Below are 15,567 nucleotides of genomic sequence, written 5' to 3'. Positions count from 1 at the left end.
TCGCCCCGTCCCGCGTCTCGGTCACGAGTAGAGCGTGCCGGTGTTCACGACCGGCTGTGCCGCCCGGTCCCCGCACAGCACCACCATCAGGTTCGACACCATTGCCGCCTTCCGCTCCGGGTCAAGCTCCACGATGTCCTGCTCGGCGATCCGGGCGAGCGCCATCTCGACCATCCCCACCGCGCCCTCCACGATCTGCTGCCGCGCGGCGACGATCGCGCCCGCCTGCTGCCGCTGGAGCATCGCGGAGGCGATTTCGGGAGCGTACGCCAGGTGGCTGAAGCGGGACTCGATGATCGTGACACCCGCCGCCTCGACCCGCGCGGTCAGTTCGACGGCCAGCTTCTCGGTGATCTCCTCCGCGTTGCCGCGCAGCGAGAGCCCGCCCTCGTCGTGGGAGTCGTACGGGTACTCGAGCGCGATGTGCCGCACGGCCGATTCGGTCTGCGTCGCGACGAACTCCAGGAAGTCGTCCACCTCGAACAGCGCCTGCGCGGTGTCCTCGACCTTCCAGACCACGATCGCGGCCAGCTCGATCGGGTTGCCGTAGGCGTCGTTGACCTTGAGGACCGCGGTCTCGTGGTTCCGTACGCGGGTCGAGATCTTGCGGCTGCTGGTGAGCGGGTTGACCCAGCGCAGACCGTCGGTGCGGATCGTCCCGACGTACCGCCCGAAGAGCTGGATGACCCGCGCCTCGCCCGGCGCCACCATCTTCACGCCCGACATGCAGAACAGGGAGCCGAAGAAGAGGATCACTCCGAGGATGAAGAGCGGAACGCCGACCCCGTTGTGGCCGTTCGCGCCGATGACGCCGCCGCCGATGCACAGGCCGACGCCCAGGATGGCGCCGAGCACCGTCAGGAGCAGTCCCACGCCGCCCGGGATGCTGTTGGCCACGGTCTCGCGGACCCGGGGCGCGGGCATCTCCGGCGTGTCCGGTGTGAGGTCGTTGGTCATGGAGTTCCCCGTTTCGTCCTGCTGCCAGGCATGGTCAGTGAGCTGTCAGCGCGCTAGCAATGTGATTACACATTAGCTGTCTTCGCAACCCTGTGCACCTCTCGTGAGTCGGTTCCATCGGAGTGGGTGCTGATTGTCACGTCCGGAAAAGACTGGATCGGTTCCTCTTTGTCCGTACCGGCGGTGTTAGTTTGCTGAGCTGATCGATGCTGATTAGTTCGGACAGCCCGGTTAGTTCGAGTAATTCGAGTGGTTGCAGTCCAGAAGCGGAGCGACGGAGCACATGGGCCGAGCGGAAGCGCGTCGGGCCCGGCAGCGCAGTGCGCGCCGGGTGAAGAAGCCGAAACAGGCGAAGACCGGCATACGCAGGTTCTTCACCTGGAAGAAGCTGCTGGGCACGTTCTTCGTCCTCTGCCTCCTCGGCATGGGCGGCTTCGTGACCATCTACTTGATGGTGCCCGTGCCGGACAAGGCGAACGCCGACGCCATGCTGCAGAGCAACGTCTACAAGTACAGCAACGGCGAGATCATGGCCCGCACCGGCCAGGTCAACCGCGAGATGATCGACCTCGACAAGGTCCCCGAGGACGTTCAGCACACCTTCGTCGCCGCTGAGAACATGTCGTTCTACGACGACCACGGCGTCGACCTCAAGGGCACCGCGCGCGGTCTGATCAACACGGTCACCGGCAAGGGCAAGCAGGGTGGTTCGACCATCACCCAGCAGTACGTCAAGAACTACTACCTGAACCAGGACCAGACGGTCACCCGCAAGCTCAAGGAGCTGGTGATCTCCCTCAAGGTCGACCGCAACAAGTCCAAGGAAGACATCCTCGCCGGGTACATCAACACCAGCTACTACGGCCGCGGCGCGTACGGCATCCAGGCCGCGGCCCAGGCGTACTACGGCGTCGACGCCGAGAAGCTGAACGTGGCGCAGGGCGCGTACCTCGCGGCGACGCTCCAGGCCCCCAGCCAGTACGAGTGGACCGCGTCGTCCTCGGCGCTGGGCAAGAAGAACGCGCAGGCGCGCTGGAACTACGTGCTGAACAACATGGTCGAGAAGGACTGGCTCGACCCGGCGGTGCGCGCGAAGACCGCCTTCCCCACGCCGATCCCGCCGAAGCCCGCCCCCGGCATGGAGGGCCAGATCGGCTACATCGTCGAGGCGGCCAAGACCGAGTTGATGGAGCGGAACAAGATCAGCAAGGCCGACATCGACGCCGGCGGCTGGACCTTCACGCTCAACATCGACAAGAAGAAGCAGGAAGCCCTCGGCAAGGCGGTCGACCGGCAGCTCAACGAGCACCTCGACCGCAAGGGCAACAAGGTCGACGCGACCGTCCAGGCGGGCGCCACCTCGGTCGACCCGAAGACCGGCGGCGTCGTCGCGATGTACGGCGGCGTCGGCGCGACCGAGCACTGGGTCTCCAACGCCACCCGCCGGGACTACCAGCCCGCCTCGACGTTCAAGCCGATCGTGTTCGCCTCCGCGCTGGAGAACGAGTCCGAGACGCAGGACGGCAACCGGATCGGCGTCGAAACGATCTACGACGGCACCAGCAAGCGGCCGGTCGTGGGCAGCGACACCGAGTTCATGCCGGAGAACGAGGACGACGTCGACTACGGGAACATCGACGTGAAGAAGGCGATGGCCTCCTCGGTCAACTCCGTCTTCGCGCAGATGATCGTGGACGTCACGCCGACCAAGACCAAGGAGACCGCGCTCTCCATGGGCGTGCCCGACCTGAACTTCCCCGAGCGGCCCGCGACGTCGCTGGGCACCATGAACGCCTCCACCATGGACATGGCCGGGGTGTACGCGACCCTGAACAACCACGGCAAGCTGGTGACCCCGGCCCTGGTGAAGTCCGCCGAGCACAAGGACCGCAAGCCCACGCTCAAGGACGCCATCGGCAGCCAGGTCATCAAGCGCAGCACCGCCGACACCGTCACCTCCGTGCTCCAGGGCGTGGTGCAGAACGGCTCCGGCAAGGAAGTCAGGAACGGCGCCTACGAGGCGGCGGGCAAGACCGGTACGTCGGAGAAGAACCGCTCCGCGTGGTTCGCCGGCTACACCCCCGAACTCGTCACCACCGTCGCCCTCTTCGGTGAGTCGCCCAAGGGCGGCACGCAGGTCTCGCTGACCGGCACCGCCAACCACGGCCGCGCCAACGGCGGTGGCTTCCCGGCGAAGATCTGGGCCGACTACACCGAGGCGGCACTCGGCGGCGGCTCGGACGCGAAGTTCGACCTGGAGGACGTCGAGGAGGGCGACGCGGGCCAGCTGCCGTCCTCGACGCCGGACCCGGACAAGGACAAGGACAAGGACAAAGAGAAGGACAAGGACAAAGACAAGGAGAAGGACAAGGACAAGGAGAAGGACAAGAACACCAAGCCGCCCACGGACCCGTCCACGAAGCCTCCGACGGACGCCAACGGCGGTCAGCAGGGCGGCCAGCAGGGCGGTCAGCAAGGTGGCCAACAGGGTGGTCAGCAGGGCGGCCAACAAGGCGGGCAGCAGGGCGGCCAGCAGGGTGGTCAGCAGGGCGGCCAACAAGGCGGGCAGCAGGGCGGCCAGCAAGGCGGCCAACAGGGCGGCCAGGACGGCGGCCAGCAGGGCGGGCAGCAGGGCGGCCAGGACGGTGGCCAGGACGGCGGCCAGGACGGCACCCCGGGCGGGGGAGACTCCGCCAGTACGGGCCCGGCGGGCCGGGGCTGAGACCGGCACCCGCACACGGCGAAGGGCGGTGGCCCACCCCTCATGGAAGGGGTGGGCCACCGCCCTTTTCACGCGCCGCTTTCACACGTCCTTTTCGCACGCCGCCTTCACGTGACGCTTCCGCACGCCGCTTCCACACGCCGCTTCACGCGCCGCGCGGACGGGCTCCGGGTCACGTACGCGTGGACAGCTCGAACCAGACGACCTTGCCGGTCGAGAGCCGCGTCGCGCCCCACCGCCGTGCCAGCCGGTTCACCAGGAACAGGCCGCGCCCGCCCTCGTCGGTGTCGCGGGCCTTGCGCTGCCTGGGCAGCTGCGGCGAGTCGTCGCCGACCTCGCAGCGCAGCACGTCGGTGCGCAGCAGCCGCAGGGTCACCGGACGCTCCGCGTACCGCACCGCGTTGGTGACGACCTCGCTGATCAGCAGCTCGACGGAGTCGGACAGCTCTTCGAGCCCCCAGCGGGACAGCGCCCGCCTGGCGAGCCGCCGCGCCCGGCCGGGCGCGGCGTCCTCCGGTTCGAGGAACCAGTACGCGACGTCGCTCGGCGCGATCCCGTCGAAGCGGGCCGCCAGCAGCGCGATGTCGTCGTCGCGGTCGCCGGGGCCGAGCATGTCGAGCACGTCGTCGCAGAGGGCTTCGAGCGGCGGCGAGTGGTCGGGGCCCGTCAGCTGTGCGGTGGCGGCGAGCCGTTCGCGCAGCTGCTCGATCCCGGTCCACACGTCGCGCAGCCGGGACTCGACCAGGCCGTCGGTGTACAGCAGCAGCGTGGCGCCCGCGGGGGCGTCCAGCTCGACGGCCTCGAAGTCGACGCCGCCCACTCCGATCGGGGCACCGGGCGGCACGCGCAGCACCTCGGCGCGCCCGCCCAGGTGCAGCAGTATGGGCGGCGGGTGGCCCGCGTTGGCGATGGTGATGCGGTGCGCGACCGGGTCGTACACGGCGTACATGCAGGTCGCCATGCGGTTCTCGCCGAGCCGCTGGGCCTGTTCGTCCAGGTGGTGCAGGACTTCCTGGGGCGGCAGGTCGAGCTGTGCGAGGGTCTGCGCCGTGGTGCGCAGCTGGCCCATGATCGCGGCCGAGGTCATGGAGTGGCCCATGACGTCGCCGACGACCAGCGCGACGCGGCTGCCGGGCAGCGGGATCGCGTCGTACCAGTCGCCGCCGACCCGGGCGGTCTCGGCGGCGGGCAGGTAGCGCGAGGCGAGCCGCACACCGGTCGGCTGGGGCAGCGAGTCGGGCAGCATCGTGCGCTGGAGCTCGTCGGCGATGTACGCCTCGCGGCCGTACAGCACGGCCTTGTCGATGCCGAGCGCGGTGTGCGTGGCGAGCTGCGCGGCCACCAGCAGGTCGTTGGACTCGAAGGCGGCCCGGTCGGTCCTGCGCAGGAAGACGGCCGCGCCGATGACCCGCCGCCGCCCCCGCAGCGGGGCGAGGATCGCGCGGTGGCCGGTGGGCACGGACCTGCCGGGGCCCAGCAGTTCGGGCAGGGCGGCGCGGGCGGCCGCGGAGTCGCCGAAGACCGGCCGCACCCCGCGCAGCACCTCGGCGAGCGCGCCGCCGGTGCGCACCTCGCACAGCTCGGACGTCGGCGTGAGGTCGGAGCCGGGGCTGAGGACGGGAAGGGAGTCGATGATCGACCCGCCCTCCGCGCTCTCGTCGGTTAAACGCAGCCGGTCCGTCCTGCGCAGCCGCAGGACGAAGGGCGAGACCGGACGCTCGTCGCCGACGGGCAGCGGGTCGCGGAGGTAGACGAGGATGACGTCGGAGAAGGTCGGCACGGTGGCCCGGCACAGGCCGAGCACGATCTCGTCGAGGTCTATGCCCCGGGCGATCCTGCGGGTGGCGGCGCCGACGAAGCGCAGTCGGTCGCCCTCGCGGCGCGCGGCCTCGGGAGTCACGCCCCCCGAGCCTCCGACGCCCCCGGGGCCGGGGGATGCGGCGCCCGGTATCGAGGGCCCGGGGTTGGCCGCCCCGGGGCTCTGCTCCTGCCGGGGGCGGGTACGTTCCTGCGGCCGGGCAGCGAGTGGTGGCTGCTGCCGGCCTTCGTGCGAGGTGGGGTGCTCCGTCACGCGTCCGCTTCCGTCCGTCCGGCCCGGTTGTGCGATGCAATCGCCTCGTGGGGGCGTATACCCGTTCTCCGTGCGCAGGGCACGGCTCCACCCCCTCGTGGTGACTTACGGTCAGGTCGTGCTCCACACCCGCTGGTTGGCACTTCCGGAGGACGATCCTACGTTTCGTGTCCAGGGGCGTATCAAGGGTCTCACGACGGCATATGCGCCGGTGTGCGGTCCCAGTCATCGGGCAGCACGGGTACGGTCCAGTGGGGTTCGGGGCGCCACTCCTCCCACCCGTCGCGGAACGGCCGCCCCCAGGACTCGATGAGGTCGACCGCGCTCCGGCCGGCCCGCCCGACCAGTTCGGCGGTCCCGGAGTCCATCAGCCCGACGTGCTGCGCCTGGGCGAACTCGTCCTCGTCGCGCCAGACCCAACTCCGGTCCGGAAAGACCGAGATGTCCAGGAAGTGGTCCGTGGAGTCGATCCCGCCCGACCAGCGGGTGCGGGGCTCCTCAAGGTTGACGTACCAGCTCCGGAAGTGCCAGCCCTGGTCCCAGAACAGCCAGACGGACCAGGGCTCGCCGGGCCGCGCCAGCTTCAGCACGCCGTTGCCCAGCCAGGGCGAGCGGGTGGTGGTCCTGGCGGCGGTGTACCGCGTGGCCAGCGGCTCCTCGTGCACGGACGTGCCGTCGACGAGCACCGGCTTCACGCATTCGGTGCCGGGCGCGACCCAGACGGCGAGCACGTCCTCGGCGTCCCGGACGACCGTCACGGGCCGGCAGATGTGCACGTCGCCGGAGGCAATGTCCCGGTAGCGCCAGAGGACGTGCTCCCCGGGCGCCCAGCGCCGCATGCCTTCCGTACCTGTCATGCGCAGATCTTAGGAGTCGGGACCCGCTCGCGCTGCGGTCCAGATCACCACCCGATAACGGATTCAGGGACGCGTCATCCGCAGCACGTCCAGCGCCTCGTCCAACTGCTCGACGGTGAGGTCGCCGCGCTCCACGTACCCCGACTCCAGGACCACCTCGCGGATCGTCCTCCGCTCGGCGAGCGACTTCTTGGCGACCTTGGCGGCCTCCTCGTAACCGATGTACTTGTTGAGCGGCGTGACCACGGACGGTGACGACTCGGCGTACTCGCGGGCCCGTTCGACGTTGGCGGTGATGCCGTCCACGGTGCGGTCGGCGAGCAGCCGGGAGGCGTTGGCCAGCAGCCGTACGGACTCCAGGAGGTTCTTGGCGATCACCGGCAGCATGACGTTCAGCTCGAAGTTGCCCGCGGCGCCGGCCACGGCGACCGCGGTGTCGTTCCCCGTGACCTGGGCGGCGACCATCAGGACGGCCTCCGGGACCACCGGGTTGACCTTGCCGGGCATGATCGAGGAACCGGGCTGGAGGTCGGGCAGGTTGATCTCGGCGAGGCCGGTGCGCGGGCCCGACGACATCCAGCGCAGGTCGTTGGAGATCTTGGTGAGCGAGACCGCGATCGTACGGAGCTGGCCGGATGTCTCGACCAGTCCGTCCCGCGCCCCCTGCGCCTCGAAGTGGTCGCGGGCCTCGGTCAGCGGCAGCCCGGTGACGCGGGCGACCTCGGCGATGACGGCGGCGGAGAAGCCGGGCGGGGTGTTGATGCCGGTGCCCACCGCCGTGCCGCCGAGCGGGAGTTCGGCCAGGCGCGGCAGGGAGGCGCGCAGCCGCTCGACGCCGTACCTGATCTGCGCGGCGTACCCGCCGAACTCCTGGCCCAGCGTGACGGGGGTGGCGTCCATCAGGTGCGTGCGGCCCGACTTGACGACGTCCGCGAACTCGGCGGCCTTGCGTTCCAGGGCCGCGGCCAGATGGTCGAGGGCCGGGACCAGCTCGCCGGTCACGGCGGAGGTGGCCGCGATGTGGATGGAGGAGGGGAAGACGTCGTTGGACGACTGCGAGGCGTTCACGTGGTCGTTGGGGTGCACGTCGCGCCCCAGGTGCTCGGTGGCGAGCGTGGCGATGACCTCGTTGGCGTTCATGTTGGACGAGGTGCCCGAGCCGGTCTGGAAGACGTCGACGGGGAAGTGCTCGTCCCAGTCCCCGGCCGCGACCTCGGCGGCGGCGTGCCGGATCGCGTCGGCGACGTCCTCGTCCAGCACGCCGAGCTCGGCGTTGACCTTGGCGGCCGCGCCCTTGATGCGGGCCAGGGCCTCGATGTGGGCGCGCTCGATGCGCTGGCCGGAGACGGGGAAGTTCTCCACGGCCCGCTGGGTCTGGGCGCGCCACTTGGCGCGGGCGGGGACCCGGACCTCTCCCATGGAGTCGTGCTCGATCCGGTACGCGTCGCCTTGCTGGTCACTCGTCATTGTCGTCAGACCTCCTGTGAAAGTTGAGCACGTGTCTGGTTCGGGGTATTCCCAACTCGCCTACCGGCCAGTAAATACCGTGGGTAACAACCAGCAGGGGAGGCACAATGACGCGCACGCGTCTCAGAGTCACCTGTACGTTGGCGGCCCTCGCCGCCGCCGTGTCCGGCCTCGCGGCCACGGGCCCGACCCGGGCCGCCGAACGGCCCGCCGCGCAGCTCGCGTCCACCCCGCTCCCGCCGGAGCTGGAGGCGATCAGGGCCGCCGAGGCCACCGCGCTCTACGGCAGCCCCGCCGAACGCCCCGTGGACCAGCGCAAGACCGGACTGATCTCGCTCGGCGACAGCGAGATCTCCGGCGAGGGCGTGGGGACCTACGAACCGGGCACCAACGGACCCACCAACTGGTGCCACCGCTCGCCCGACGCGGCGATCCACAAGACGGGCATCGCCGCCGACGTCACGTACAACGTCTCCTGCTCGGGCGCCTACACCGGCAACATCAAGATCGGCGGAGCCAAGCAGTACGCCGACGAGCTGGTGCAGAGCGACAACCTCGCGATCAAGGCCCGCAACACGAAGATCAAGATGGTGCTGCTGGTCGCGGGCGCCAACGACGACCTCCAGTTCGGCCCGGTCATGACCGACTGCGTCACCCGCTACCTGACCCTCCAGGGCCCCTGCGAGCCCAAGTACGCGGGCGGCTGGCAGGCCCGTGTCGACGGGCTCGTGCCCAAGGTCGAGCAGACGGTCAGGGACCTGCGCACCACCATGCGCGGCGCGGGCTACGCCGACGGCGACTACAAGCTCGTCGTGATGGGCTACCCGAGCCCCATCGGCCCCGACTTCCCCGACAACCCCGCCTTCCCCGGCAAGCTGATCTGCGGCGGGCTCGGCTACGACTCCGACACCGTCTGGGGCCGCAACACCGCCGTGCCCGCCTTCGAGCGCGGCATGCGCAAGGCGGCCGCCAGCACCGGCGCCACCTACCTCGACAACTCGCGGCTCTTCCACGGCCACGAGGTCTGCATGGAGAACACCTGGGCGCGCGGGCTCTACGTCGACGTCTCCAACCCGTTCCCGCCGGACTCCAACTCGGTCCGCCAGTCCTTCCACCCCAACGCGCGCGGCCACGCCGCCTTCGCGTCCTGCCTCACCCAGCTCTACGACTCCGGGCTGCGCGAGGCGAGCTGCGCGGACGTGAACTCCACGGGCAGGCCCGCGCTGTACCCGGGGGCCTGGGACGACGCGTACAAGCCGCTGAAGAACGAGGCGACCGGCTCCTGCGTGGACGTCTCGGGCGCGGTCAGCCGCAACGGCACGGCGGTCGTGGGCTGGGACTGCCACGGCGGGCGCAACCAGGGCTGGTGGTACGACTCCGGCGCCCGCACCCTGCACACCGAACTCACCCAGGACCGCTGCCTGGACGTGAAGGGCGCCTCCTACGCGGCGGGCACCCCGCTCATCGCCTGGAACTGCTCGGGCGCGGGCAACCAGCAGTTCGTGCGCCAGTCGGGCACGCTCCGCCCGGCGGCGGCCACCGGGCTGTGCGTCACGCTCGGGGCGGCCAAGGAGCAGCTGAGGCTCCAGGCGTGCGACGGGTCGGCGCGCCAGCGGTTCGCGTAAGTCTCCGCGCGGGTGCCGTCCTTGAGGGCGGCACCCGCACGGCAGGCGTCAACGGCCCTCGCGCACCGGGATGTTCAGGAACGTCGGCGGCTCGGCGGGGGCCTGGAAGAAGTCGTTGCCCTTGTCGTCCACCACGATGAACGCGGGGAAGTCCTCGACCTCGATCTTCCAGACGGCCTCCATGCCGTCCTCCTCGTTGTCCAGGACCTCGATCTTCTTGATGCAGTCCTGGGCGAGGCGGGCGGCGGGGCCGCCGATGGAGCCCAGGTAGAAGCCGCCGTGCGTGCCGCACGCGTCGGTGACCTGCTGCGAGCGGTTGCCCTTGGCGAGCATCACCATCGAGCCGCCCGCCGCCTGGAACTGCTCCACGTAGGAGTCCATCCGGCCGGCCGTGGTCGGACCGAAGGAGCCGGAGGCGTACCCCTCGGGGGTCTTCGCCGGGCCCGCGTAGTAGACCGGGTGGTCCTTCAGGTACTGCGGCATGTCCTCGCCCGCGTCGAGCCGCGCCTTGATCCTGGCGTGCGCGATGTCGCGCGCCACGACCAGCGGGCCGGTCAGCGAGAGCCGGGTCTTCACCGGGTACTTGGTCAGCTCGGCCAGGACCCGGTCCATCGGCTGGTTGAGGTCGATCTCCACGACGTCGGACGCGTCGTCGAGGTGCGCGTCGGTGGTGTCGGGCAGGAAGCGCGCCGGGTCGGTCTCCAGCTGCTCCAGGAAGACGCCCTCGGCGGTGATCTTCGCGAGGGCCTGGCGGTCGGCCGAGCAGGAGACGGCGATGGCGACGGGCAGCGAGGCGCCGTGCCGGGGCAGGCGCACCACGCGCACGTCGTGGCAGAAGTACTTGCCGCCGAACTGCGCGCCGATGCCGATCTTCTGCGTCAGCTCGAAGACCTTCTTCTCCAGCTCCTCGTCGCGGAAGCCGTGGCCGGTCGCGGCGTCGCCCTCGCGCGGCAGCTCGTCGAGGTAGTGCGCGGAGGCGTACTTGGCGGTCTTGAGCGCGAACTCGGCGCTGGTGCCGCCGACGACGATCGCCAGGTGGTACGGCGGGCAGGCGGCCGTGCCCAGCGAGCGGATCTTCTCCTCCAGGAACTTCATCATGGACGCCTCGTTGAGGACGGCCTTCGTCTCCTGGTAGAGGAAGGACTTGTTGGCCGAGCCGCCGCCCTTGGCCATGAAGAGGAACTTGTACGCGCCGCCGTCGGTCGCGTACAGCTCGATCTGCGCGGGCAGGTTCGAGCCGGTGTTCTTCTCGTCCCACATGGTCAGCGGGGCCATCTGCGAGTAGCGCAGGTTCAGCTTGGTGTACGCGTCGTAGACGCCCTTGGACAGGGCCTCCTCGTCGCGGCCCGAGGTCAGCACGTTCTGGCCGCGCTTGCCCATGACGATCGCGGTGCCGGTGTCCTGGCACATCGGGAGCACGCCGGCCGCCGCGATGTTCGCGTTCTTCAGCAGGTCGAGCGCGACGAACTTGTCGTTGCCCGACGCCTCGGGGTCGTCGACGATTTTGCGCAGCTGCGCGAGGTGCGCGGGGCGGAGGTAGTGCTGGATGTCGCGGATCGCCTCGGCGGCGAGCGTGCGCAGGGCCTCGGGCTCGACCTTGAGGAACGTCCGTCCGTCGGCCTCGAAGGTGGAGACGCCCTCGGCGGTCACCAGGCGGTAGGGCGTGGTGTCCTCTCCCAGGGGGAGCAGATCGGAGTACGCAAACTCTGGCATCTCGGCCATTCCTCACTACGACAGACGGCGGCGGGCCTCCATTGGCGCGCGCGTACCAGCGTAGAACGCGGCGGGGGCGTCGCTCAGGTGAGGTAAGGCTCAGTAGGCCCGGCCGATCCGGGCGCGCCGCGCCCGCGGAACCCCTAGTCGCGATCTATCGCGTTTCGCTAGGGTGGGCGCGTGGACCTCGAAAAGCACCCCCAGAACCCGCCGGTCGCGACCCCGGCCGCCACCGGTGCGCCTGTCGGCGGCGGCGAAGGACTGCGCGCGTCCGACGCCGACCGGGACCGGGTCGCCGACACCCTGCGCGACGCACTGGCCGAGGGCAGGCTGGACGCGGACGAGCACGCCGAGCGCGTCGAGTCGGTCTACCGCGCCAAGACCATGGGCGAGCTCGACCTGCTGGTCAAGGACCTGCCGGTGGCGGGTGCCCGGCGGACGCCCGCCCCGTCGGCCGCGCGGGCCCCCGAGCAGTGGGACGGGCCCGTGGGCCCGGCGGACAACCTGGTCGCGGTGTTCTCCAGCACCACCCGCAAGGGCCGCTGGCGCGTCGGCGCCCGGAGCAACGCCTTCGCGCTCTTCGGGAGCGTCGAGATCGACCTCACGGAGGCGCTTTTCGGACAGCGGCTCACGGTCATCAACGCCACGTCGCTCTTCGGCAGCGTCGAGATCACGGTTCCCGAGAACGTCTCGCTGCGGGGCAGCGGGACCGGCGTTTTCGGCAATTTCGAGGTCAAGACGTCGGAGGGGGCCGACCCCGAGGCGCCCGTCGTGGTCGTCAACGGCTACGCGGTCTTCGGCAGCATCGAGGCTAAGCCCAAGCGCGGCAAGCTCGTCGCGGACCTCAGCAACCGGCTCCGCAAGCACCTCGGGCACTGAGCGGACCCGGCGGGCCGGAACGCGTCGGCCGTACGGGGGAGGGGCGTACGGGCGCTCGAATTCGGCCACTCGCGATTCGGGGCCCCTCAAGTCGGCACCACTCAGTGCATAGGGCCGCGCACAGCGGGTAGGCCTTGCTGCATCGTCTCTCGCTCGCGAAGCCGTCGTCAGGAGTAGACCGTGCTGCAACTGCCGCATCAGTCCCTGGTCGCTGCCGTTCCTCCCCAGCGGGTTCCCGCTCGGGAGGACCAGGCGGGCCCGTGGCATACGGAGGCGGTGTGCCGCCGGGACGAAGCCGGGTTGTTCTTCGCCCCGTCCAAGGAACCGACGGCCGCCAGGCTTTCGCGTGAGGAGGCCGCCAAACGGGTCTGTGCCCGCTGCCCCGTCATGGTCGAGTGCCGGGAGCACGCCCTGCTCCAGCCCGAGCCGTACGGAGTGTGGGGCGGGCTGACCGCCGCCGAGCGCCGGGTGGTGCTGGCCCGTCGCAGGCGGCGCGAGATGGAGCTCCAGAAGGCCGCCGCTTCGGCGGGCGGCCGGGTGGCGGCGGCGGGCTGAGCCCGCGCGCGCCGTGCGCTGTACGCCGTGCGCGCATACGGGAAGGGGCGCCCCACCGCACAGGGGGCGCCCCTTCCCGTATGCGGACCGGCCGCGGGGGCCGTCCGCTACGAGCCGCTCACTTCGAGCCGCTCGCCTCGCGTCGGCTCGCTTCGCGTCGGCTCACTTCGCGCGGTCGAAGTCGATCGCGCTGTACGCGCGCAGCTTCGACAGCCGGTGCGTGGAGTCGATCTTCCGGATCGTGCCGGACTTGGAGCGCATCACCAGCGACTCGGTGGTCGCCGTCTCGCCCCGGTAGCGCACGCCGCGCAGCAGCTCGCCGTCGGTGATGCCGGTGGCGACGAAGAACACGTTCTCGCCGCTGACCAGGTCGTCGGTGAACAGCACCCGGTCCAGGTCGTGGCCCGCGTCCAGCGCGCGCTTGCGCTCGGCGTCGTCCTTGGGCCAGAGCTTGCCCTGGATCGTGCCGCCGAGGCACTTGATCGCGCAGGCGCTGATGATGCCCTCGGGGGTGCCGCCGATGCCCATCAGGAGGTCGACGCCGGTGCCCTCGCGCACGGCCATGACCGAACCGGCGACGTCGCCGTCCGAGATGAACTTGATCCGGGCGCCGGTCTCGCGGATCTCCTTGACGATGCCCTCGTGGCGGGGGCGGTCCAGGATGACGACCGTGACGTCCTCGACCGCGGTGCCCTTGGCCTTGGCGACGCGGCGGATGTTGACCGAGACGGGGGCGTTGATGTCGACGAAGTCGGCGGCCTCCGGGCCCGTGACCAGCTTGTCCATGTAGAAGACCGCGGACGGGTCGAACATGGTGTGGCGGTCGGCGGCGGCCAGCACGGCGATCGCGTTGGGCATGCCCTTGGCGTTGAGCGTGGTGCCGTCGATCGGGTCGACGGCGATGTCGACCTCGGCGCCGGTCCCGTCGCCGATGTGCTCCCCGTTGTAGAGCATCGGGGCTTCGTCCTTCTCGCCCTCGCCGATGACGACGACGCCGTTCATCGAGACGGTGGAGACGAGGGTGCGCATCGCGTTCACAGCGGCGCCGTCCGCGCCGATCTTGTCGCCCCGTCCGACCCAGCGGCCCGCCGCCATGGCGGCCGCCTCGGTGACGCGGACGAGTTCGAGGGCGAGGTTGCGGTCCGGGGCCTCGGGCGAGACCTCCAGCTGGGACGGGAGCGAGTGCTCGGTCATCGGAGCGCACCTTTCTGTACGACGACGGCCGGATGGGAGGGTGAGGCGACTCTATCGGTACGTCGACAAAATGAGCAGAGGGGGTCACGTTTGAGCAAGGACCCCGGATGCGACGATGGGGGCGTGGCAGCAAGCAATCGTGGCAAGCAGAGCGTCCGTAACATGTTCCTCTCGTTGGTGGTCATCGTCGCGGTGGCGGGGGTGATGTACCTGTTCATCCCGCACGACGAGAAGAAGGACCCCGTCAAGCGCGTCGACTACCGCGTGGAGCTGCTGACCGCACAGCGCGCGGCGCCCTATCCGGTGCTGGCGCCCCAGGGCCTGTCGGACGAGTGGAAGGCGACCTCGGTCACGTACTCCCGCCAGGACGACAACACCTGGCACCTCGGCTACATCGAGCCGGACGGCGAGTACATCGGCGTGGAGCAGTCGACGGCACCCGCCGAGAAGTACATCGCGCAGGTGACCCACAGGGCGGAGAAGACCGAGCGCACCCAGAAGGTCGGCGACCAGGTGTGGGAGCGCTGGGAGGGCGAGAAGTACGACGCGCTCGTACGCCGGGAGAAGGGCGCGACGACGGTGGTGACGGGGACTGCGCCGTTCGAGCGACTCGCGGAGATGGCGGCGGCGCTGAAGGCGAAGTAGGCGAAGCCGCCGAACGGCACGGCGGTACGCGCGGCACGGCGGTACGCGCGGTACGCGTGAGGGCCGGGGCACCTGGAAAGGTGCCCCGGCCCTCGTTCGTGCGTACGGCGCCGCTCAGACGGTGGTGACGACCTCGTCGTAGGCGAGGCGCGGCAGGCGCGGGAACCAGGCGTCCTCGCCCGGCTTGCCGATGTTGATGACCATCAGCGGGGAGTGGTCCTCGTCCAGGAACTCCTTCTGGACGCCCGCGAAGTCGAAGCCGGTCATCGGGCCGGCGGCGAGGCCGGCGGCGCGGACGCCGATGATGAAGTACGCGGCCTGGAGCGCGGCGTTCACGCCACCGGCCTGCTCGCGGACCGGGCGCTCCGAGAAGAACATGTCCTTGGCCTGCGGGAAGTGCGGCAGCAGGTTGGGGAGCTCCTCGTGGAACTCGTTGTCCGTGGCGAGGATCGCGACCAGCGGGGCGGTGCGGGTCTTGGCCTGGTTGCCCTCGGCCATGTGCGAGACGAGACGCTCGCGGGCCTCCTCGGAGCGGACCAGGACGACGCGCAGCGGCGTCTGGTTGAAGGCGGTGGGGCCGTACTTGACGAGGTCGTAGATCGCCTGCACCTGCTCGTCGGTCACCGGCTCGTCGGTGAAGGTGTTGGCGGTGCGGGCCTCACGGAAGAGGAGGTCCTGGGCGGCGGCGTCAAGAACGAGGGACATGGTGGGGCCTTCCGGGGAACGGGGTGTTCAACGAGCATCAAGGTACGTGCGGATTAGGTTAACTTTCAACCAAATCGTCTCGTTCGTGACGCAGGTCACGGCGCGGGGCGGGTGGTCGCCCGCGGCCCGATGCGCGGCTCCGCCCCCCGGGCCCGGGAATTCCATGCCAGGCCCGCG

At 70.3% G+C, this 15,567-nt stretch carries 12 protein-coding genes; 5 read left to right on the top strand and 7 right to left on the bottom strand.

Features of this window, described 5'->3' with window-relative positions:
* Positions 1–21: 21 nt before the first annotated feature.
* The gene (locus ACIBNE_RS18390) at positions 22–957 is read right to left on the bottom strand and encodes an SPFH domain-containing protein (protein ID WP_399272655.1); all 936 of its coding nucleotides are present in this window, start codon (positions 955–957) and stop codon (positions 22–24) included.
* A gap of 283 nt (positions 958–1,240) precedes the next feature.
* Between ACIBNE_RS18390 and ACIBNE_RS18385 the strand changes: the two genes are divergently transcribed.
* A complete protein-coding gene (locus ACIBNE_RS18385) occupies positions 1,241–3,679 on the top strand; it encodes a transglycosylase domain-containing protein (protein WP_399272653.1) in 2,439 nt (812 codons plus the stop codon).
* A 172-nt stretch (positions 3,680–3,851) separates the two neighbouring features.
* Here the strand turns inward: ACIBNE_RS18385 and ACIBNE_RS18380 are convergent, their stop codons facing one another.
* The 3 genes from ACIBNE_RS18380 to ACIBNE_RS18370 form a co-directional block, all read right to left on the bottom strand.
* Entirely contained in the window at positions 3,852–5,750 is a 1,899-nt protein-coding gene (locus tag ACIBNE_RS18380; protein ID WP_399272651.1) for a SpoIIE family protein phosphatase, read from the bottom strand.
* Between the two features lie 191 nt (positions 5,751–5,941).
* Positions 5,942–6,607, bottom strand: coding sequence for a DUF402 domain-containing protein (locus tag ACIBNE_RS18375; RefSeq protein ID WP_399272649.1), 666 nt, complete (start codon positions 6,605–6,607; stop codon positions 5,942–5,944).
* Between the two features lie 63 nt (positions 6,608–6,670).
* Positions 6,671–8,074: a class II fumarate hydratase gene (locus ACIBNE_RS18370; protein WP_399272646.1), complete on the bottom strand. Its 1,404-nt coding sequence runs from the start codon at positions 8,072–8,074 to the stop codon at positions 6,671–6,673.
* Between the two features lie 107 nt (positions 8,075–8,181).
* Between ACIBNE_RS18370 and ACIBNE_RS18365 the strand changes: the two genes are divergently transcribed.
* Positions 8,182–9,699: a ricin-type beta-trefoil lectin domain protein gene (locus tag ACIBNE_RS18365; RefSeq protein WP_399272644.1), complete on the top strand. Its 1,518-nt coding sequence runs from the start codon at positions 8,182–8,184 to the stop codon at positions 9,697–9,699.
* Between the two features lie 48 nt (positions 9,700–9,747).
* On the opposite strand, the gene ACIBNE_RS18360 is transcribed toward ACIBNE_RS18365, so the two are convergent.
* Positions 9,748–11,421: a fumarate hydratase gene (locus ACIBNE_RS18360; RefSeq protein WP_399272642.1), complete on the bottom strand. Its 1,674-nt coding sequence runs from the start codon at positions 11,419–11,421 to the stop codon at positions 9,748–9,750.
* Positions 11,422–11,592: 171 nt separating this feature from the next.
* Here ACIBNE_RS18360 and ACIBNE_RS18355 point away from each other — a divergent pair, with 171 nt between their 5' ends.
* Positions 11,593–12,291 (top strand): DUF1707 domain-containing protein, encoded by a 699-nt coding sequence (locus ACIBNE_RS18355; protein ID WP_399272640.1) that lies wholly within the window; start codon positions 11,593–11,595, stop codon positions 12,289–12,291.
* 180 nt (positions 12,292–12,471) lie between these two features.
* Positions 12,472–12,846, top strand: a complete 375-nt coding sequence (locus ACIBNE_RS18350; RefSeq protein WP_399272638.1) for a WhiB family transcriptional regulator — start codon at positions 12,472–12,474, stop codon at positions 12,844–12,846.
* Between the two features lie 162 nt (positions 12,847–13,008).
* Here ACIBNE_RS18350 and glpX read toward each other — a convergent pair whose 3' ends face one another.
* A complete protein-coding gene (gene glpX / locus ACIBNE_RS18345) occupies positions 13,009–14,040 on the bottom strand; it encodes a class II fructose-bisphosphatase (RefSeq protein WP_399272636.1) in 1,032 nt (343 codons plus the stop codon).
* Between the two features lie 123 nt (positions 14,041–14,163).
* Here glpX and ACIBNE_RS18340 point away from each other — a divergent pair, with 123 nt between their 5' ends.
* Positions 14,164–14,685 carry a DUF4245 domain-containing protein gene (locus tag ACIBNE_RS18340; protein ID WP_399272634.1) on the top strand — a complete coding sequence of 174 codons (522 nt, stop codon included), beginning with the start codon at positions 14,164–14,166 and terminating at the stop codon, positions 14,683–14,685.
* 114 nt (positions 14,686–14,799) lie between these two features.
* Here the strand turns inward: ACIBNE_RS18340 and ACIBNE_RS18335 are convergent, their stop codons facing one another.
* The gene (locus ACIBNE_RS18335) at positions 14,800–15,390 is read right to left on the bottom strand and encodes a malonic semialdehyde reductase (RefSeq protein ID WP_399272632.1); all 591 of its coding nucleotides are present in this window, start codon (positions 15,388–15,390) and stop codon (positions 14,800–14,802) included.
* Positions 15,391–15,567: the final 177 nt, after the last annotated feature.

The sequence above is a fragment of the Streptomyces sp. NPDC050504 genome, from assembly GCF_044458065.1.
Classification (GTDB): Bacteria; Actinomycetota; Actinomycetes; order Streptomycetales; family Streptomycetaceae; genus Streptomyces.
Note: the sequence above shows the minus strand (reverse complement) of the source record. Positions and strands in the feature narration are given on the sequence as shown.

What these genes read in the sequence shown, in the direction of transcription:
- ACIBNE_RS18390 (WP_399272655.1), bottom strand. Translation starts at nt 957, where the DNA reads ATGACCAACGACCTCACACCGGACACGCCGGAGATGCCCGCGCCCCGG.
- glpX (WP_399272636.1), bottom strand. Translation starts at nt 14,040, where the DNA reads ATGACCGAGCACTCGCTCCCGTCCCAGCTGGAGGTCTCGCCCGAGGCC.
- ACIBNE_RS18370 (WP_399272646.1), bottom strand. Translation starts at nt 8,074, where the DNA reads ATGACGAGTGACCAGCAAGGCGACGCGTACCGGATCGAGCACGACTCC.
- ACIBNE_RS18375 (WP_399272649.1), bottom strand. Translation starts at nt 6,607, where the DNA reads ATGACAGGTACGGAAGGCATGCGGCGCTGGGCGCCCGGGGAGCACGTC.
- ACIBNE_RS18385 (WP_399272653.1), top strand. Translation starts at nt 1,241, where the DNA reads ATGGGCCGAGCGGAAGCGCGTCGGGCCCGGCAGCGCAGTGCGCGCCGG.
- ACIBNE_RS18360 (WP_399272642.1), bottom strand. Translation starts at nt 11,421, where the DNA reads ATGGCCGAGATGCCAGAGTTTGCGTACTCCGATCTGCTCCCCCTGGGA.
- ACIBNE_RS18365 (WP_399272644.1), top strand. Translation starts at nt 8,182, where the DNA reads ATGACGCGCACGCGTCTCAGAGTCACCTGTACGTTGGCGGCCCTCGCC.
- ACIBNE_RS18335 (WP_399272632.1), bottom strand. Translation starts at nt 15,390, where the DNA reads ATGTCCCTCGTTCTTGACGCCGCCGCCCAGGACCTCCTCTTCCGTGAG.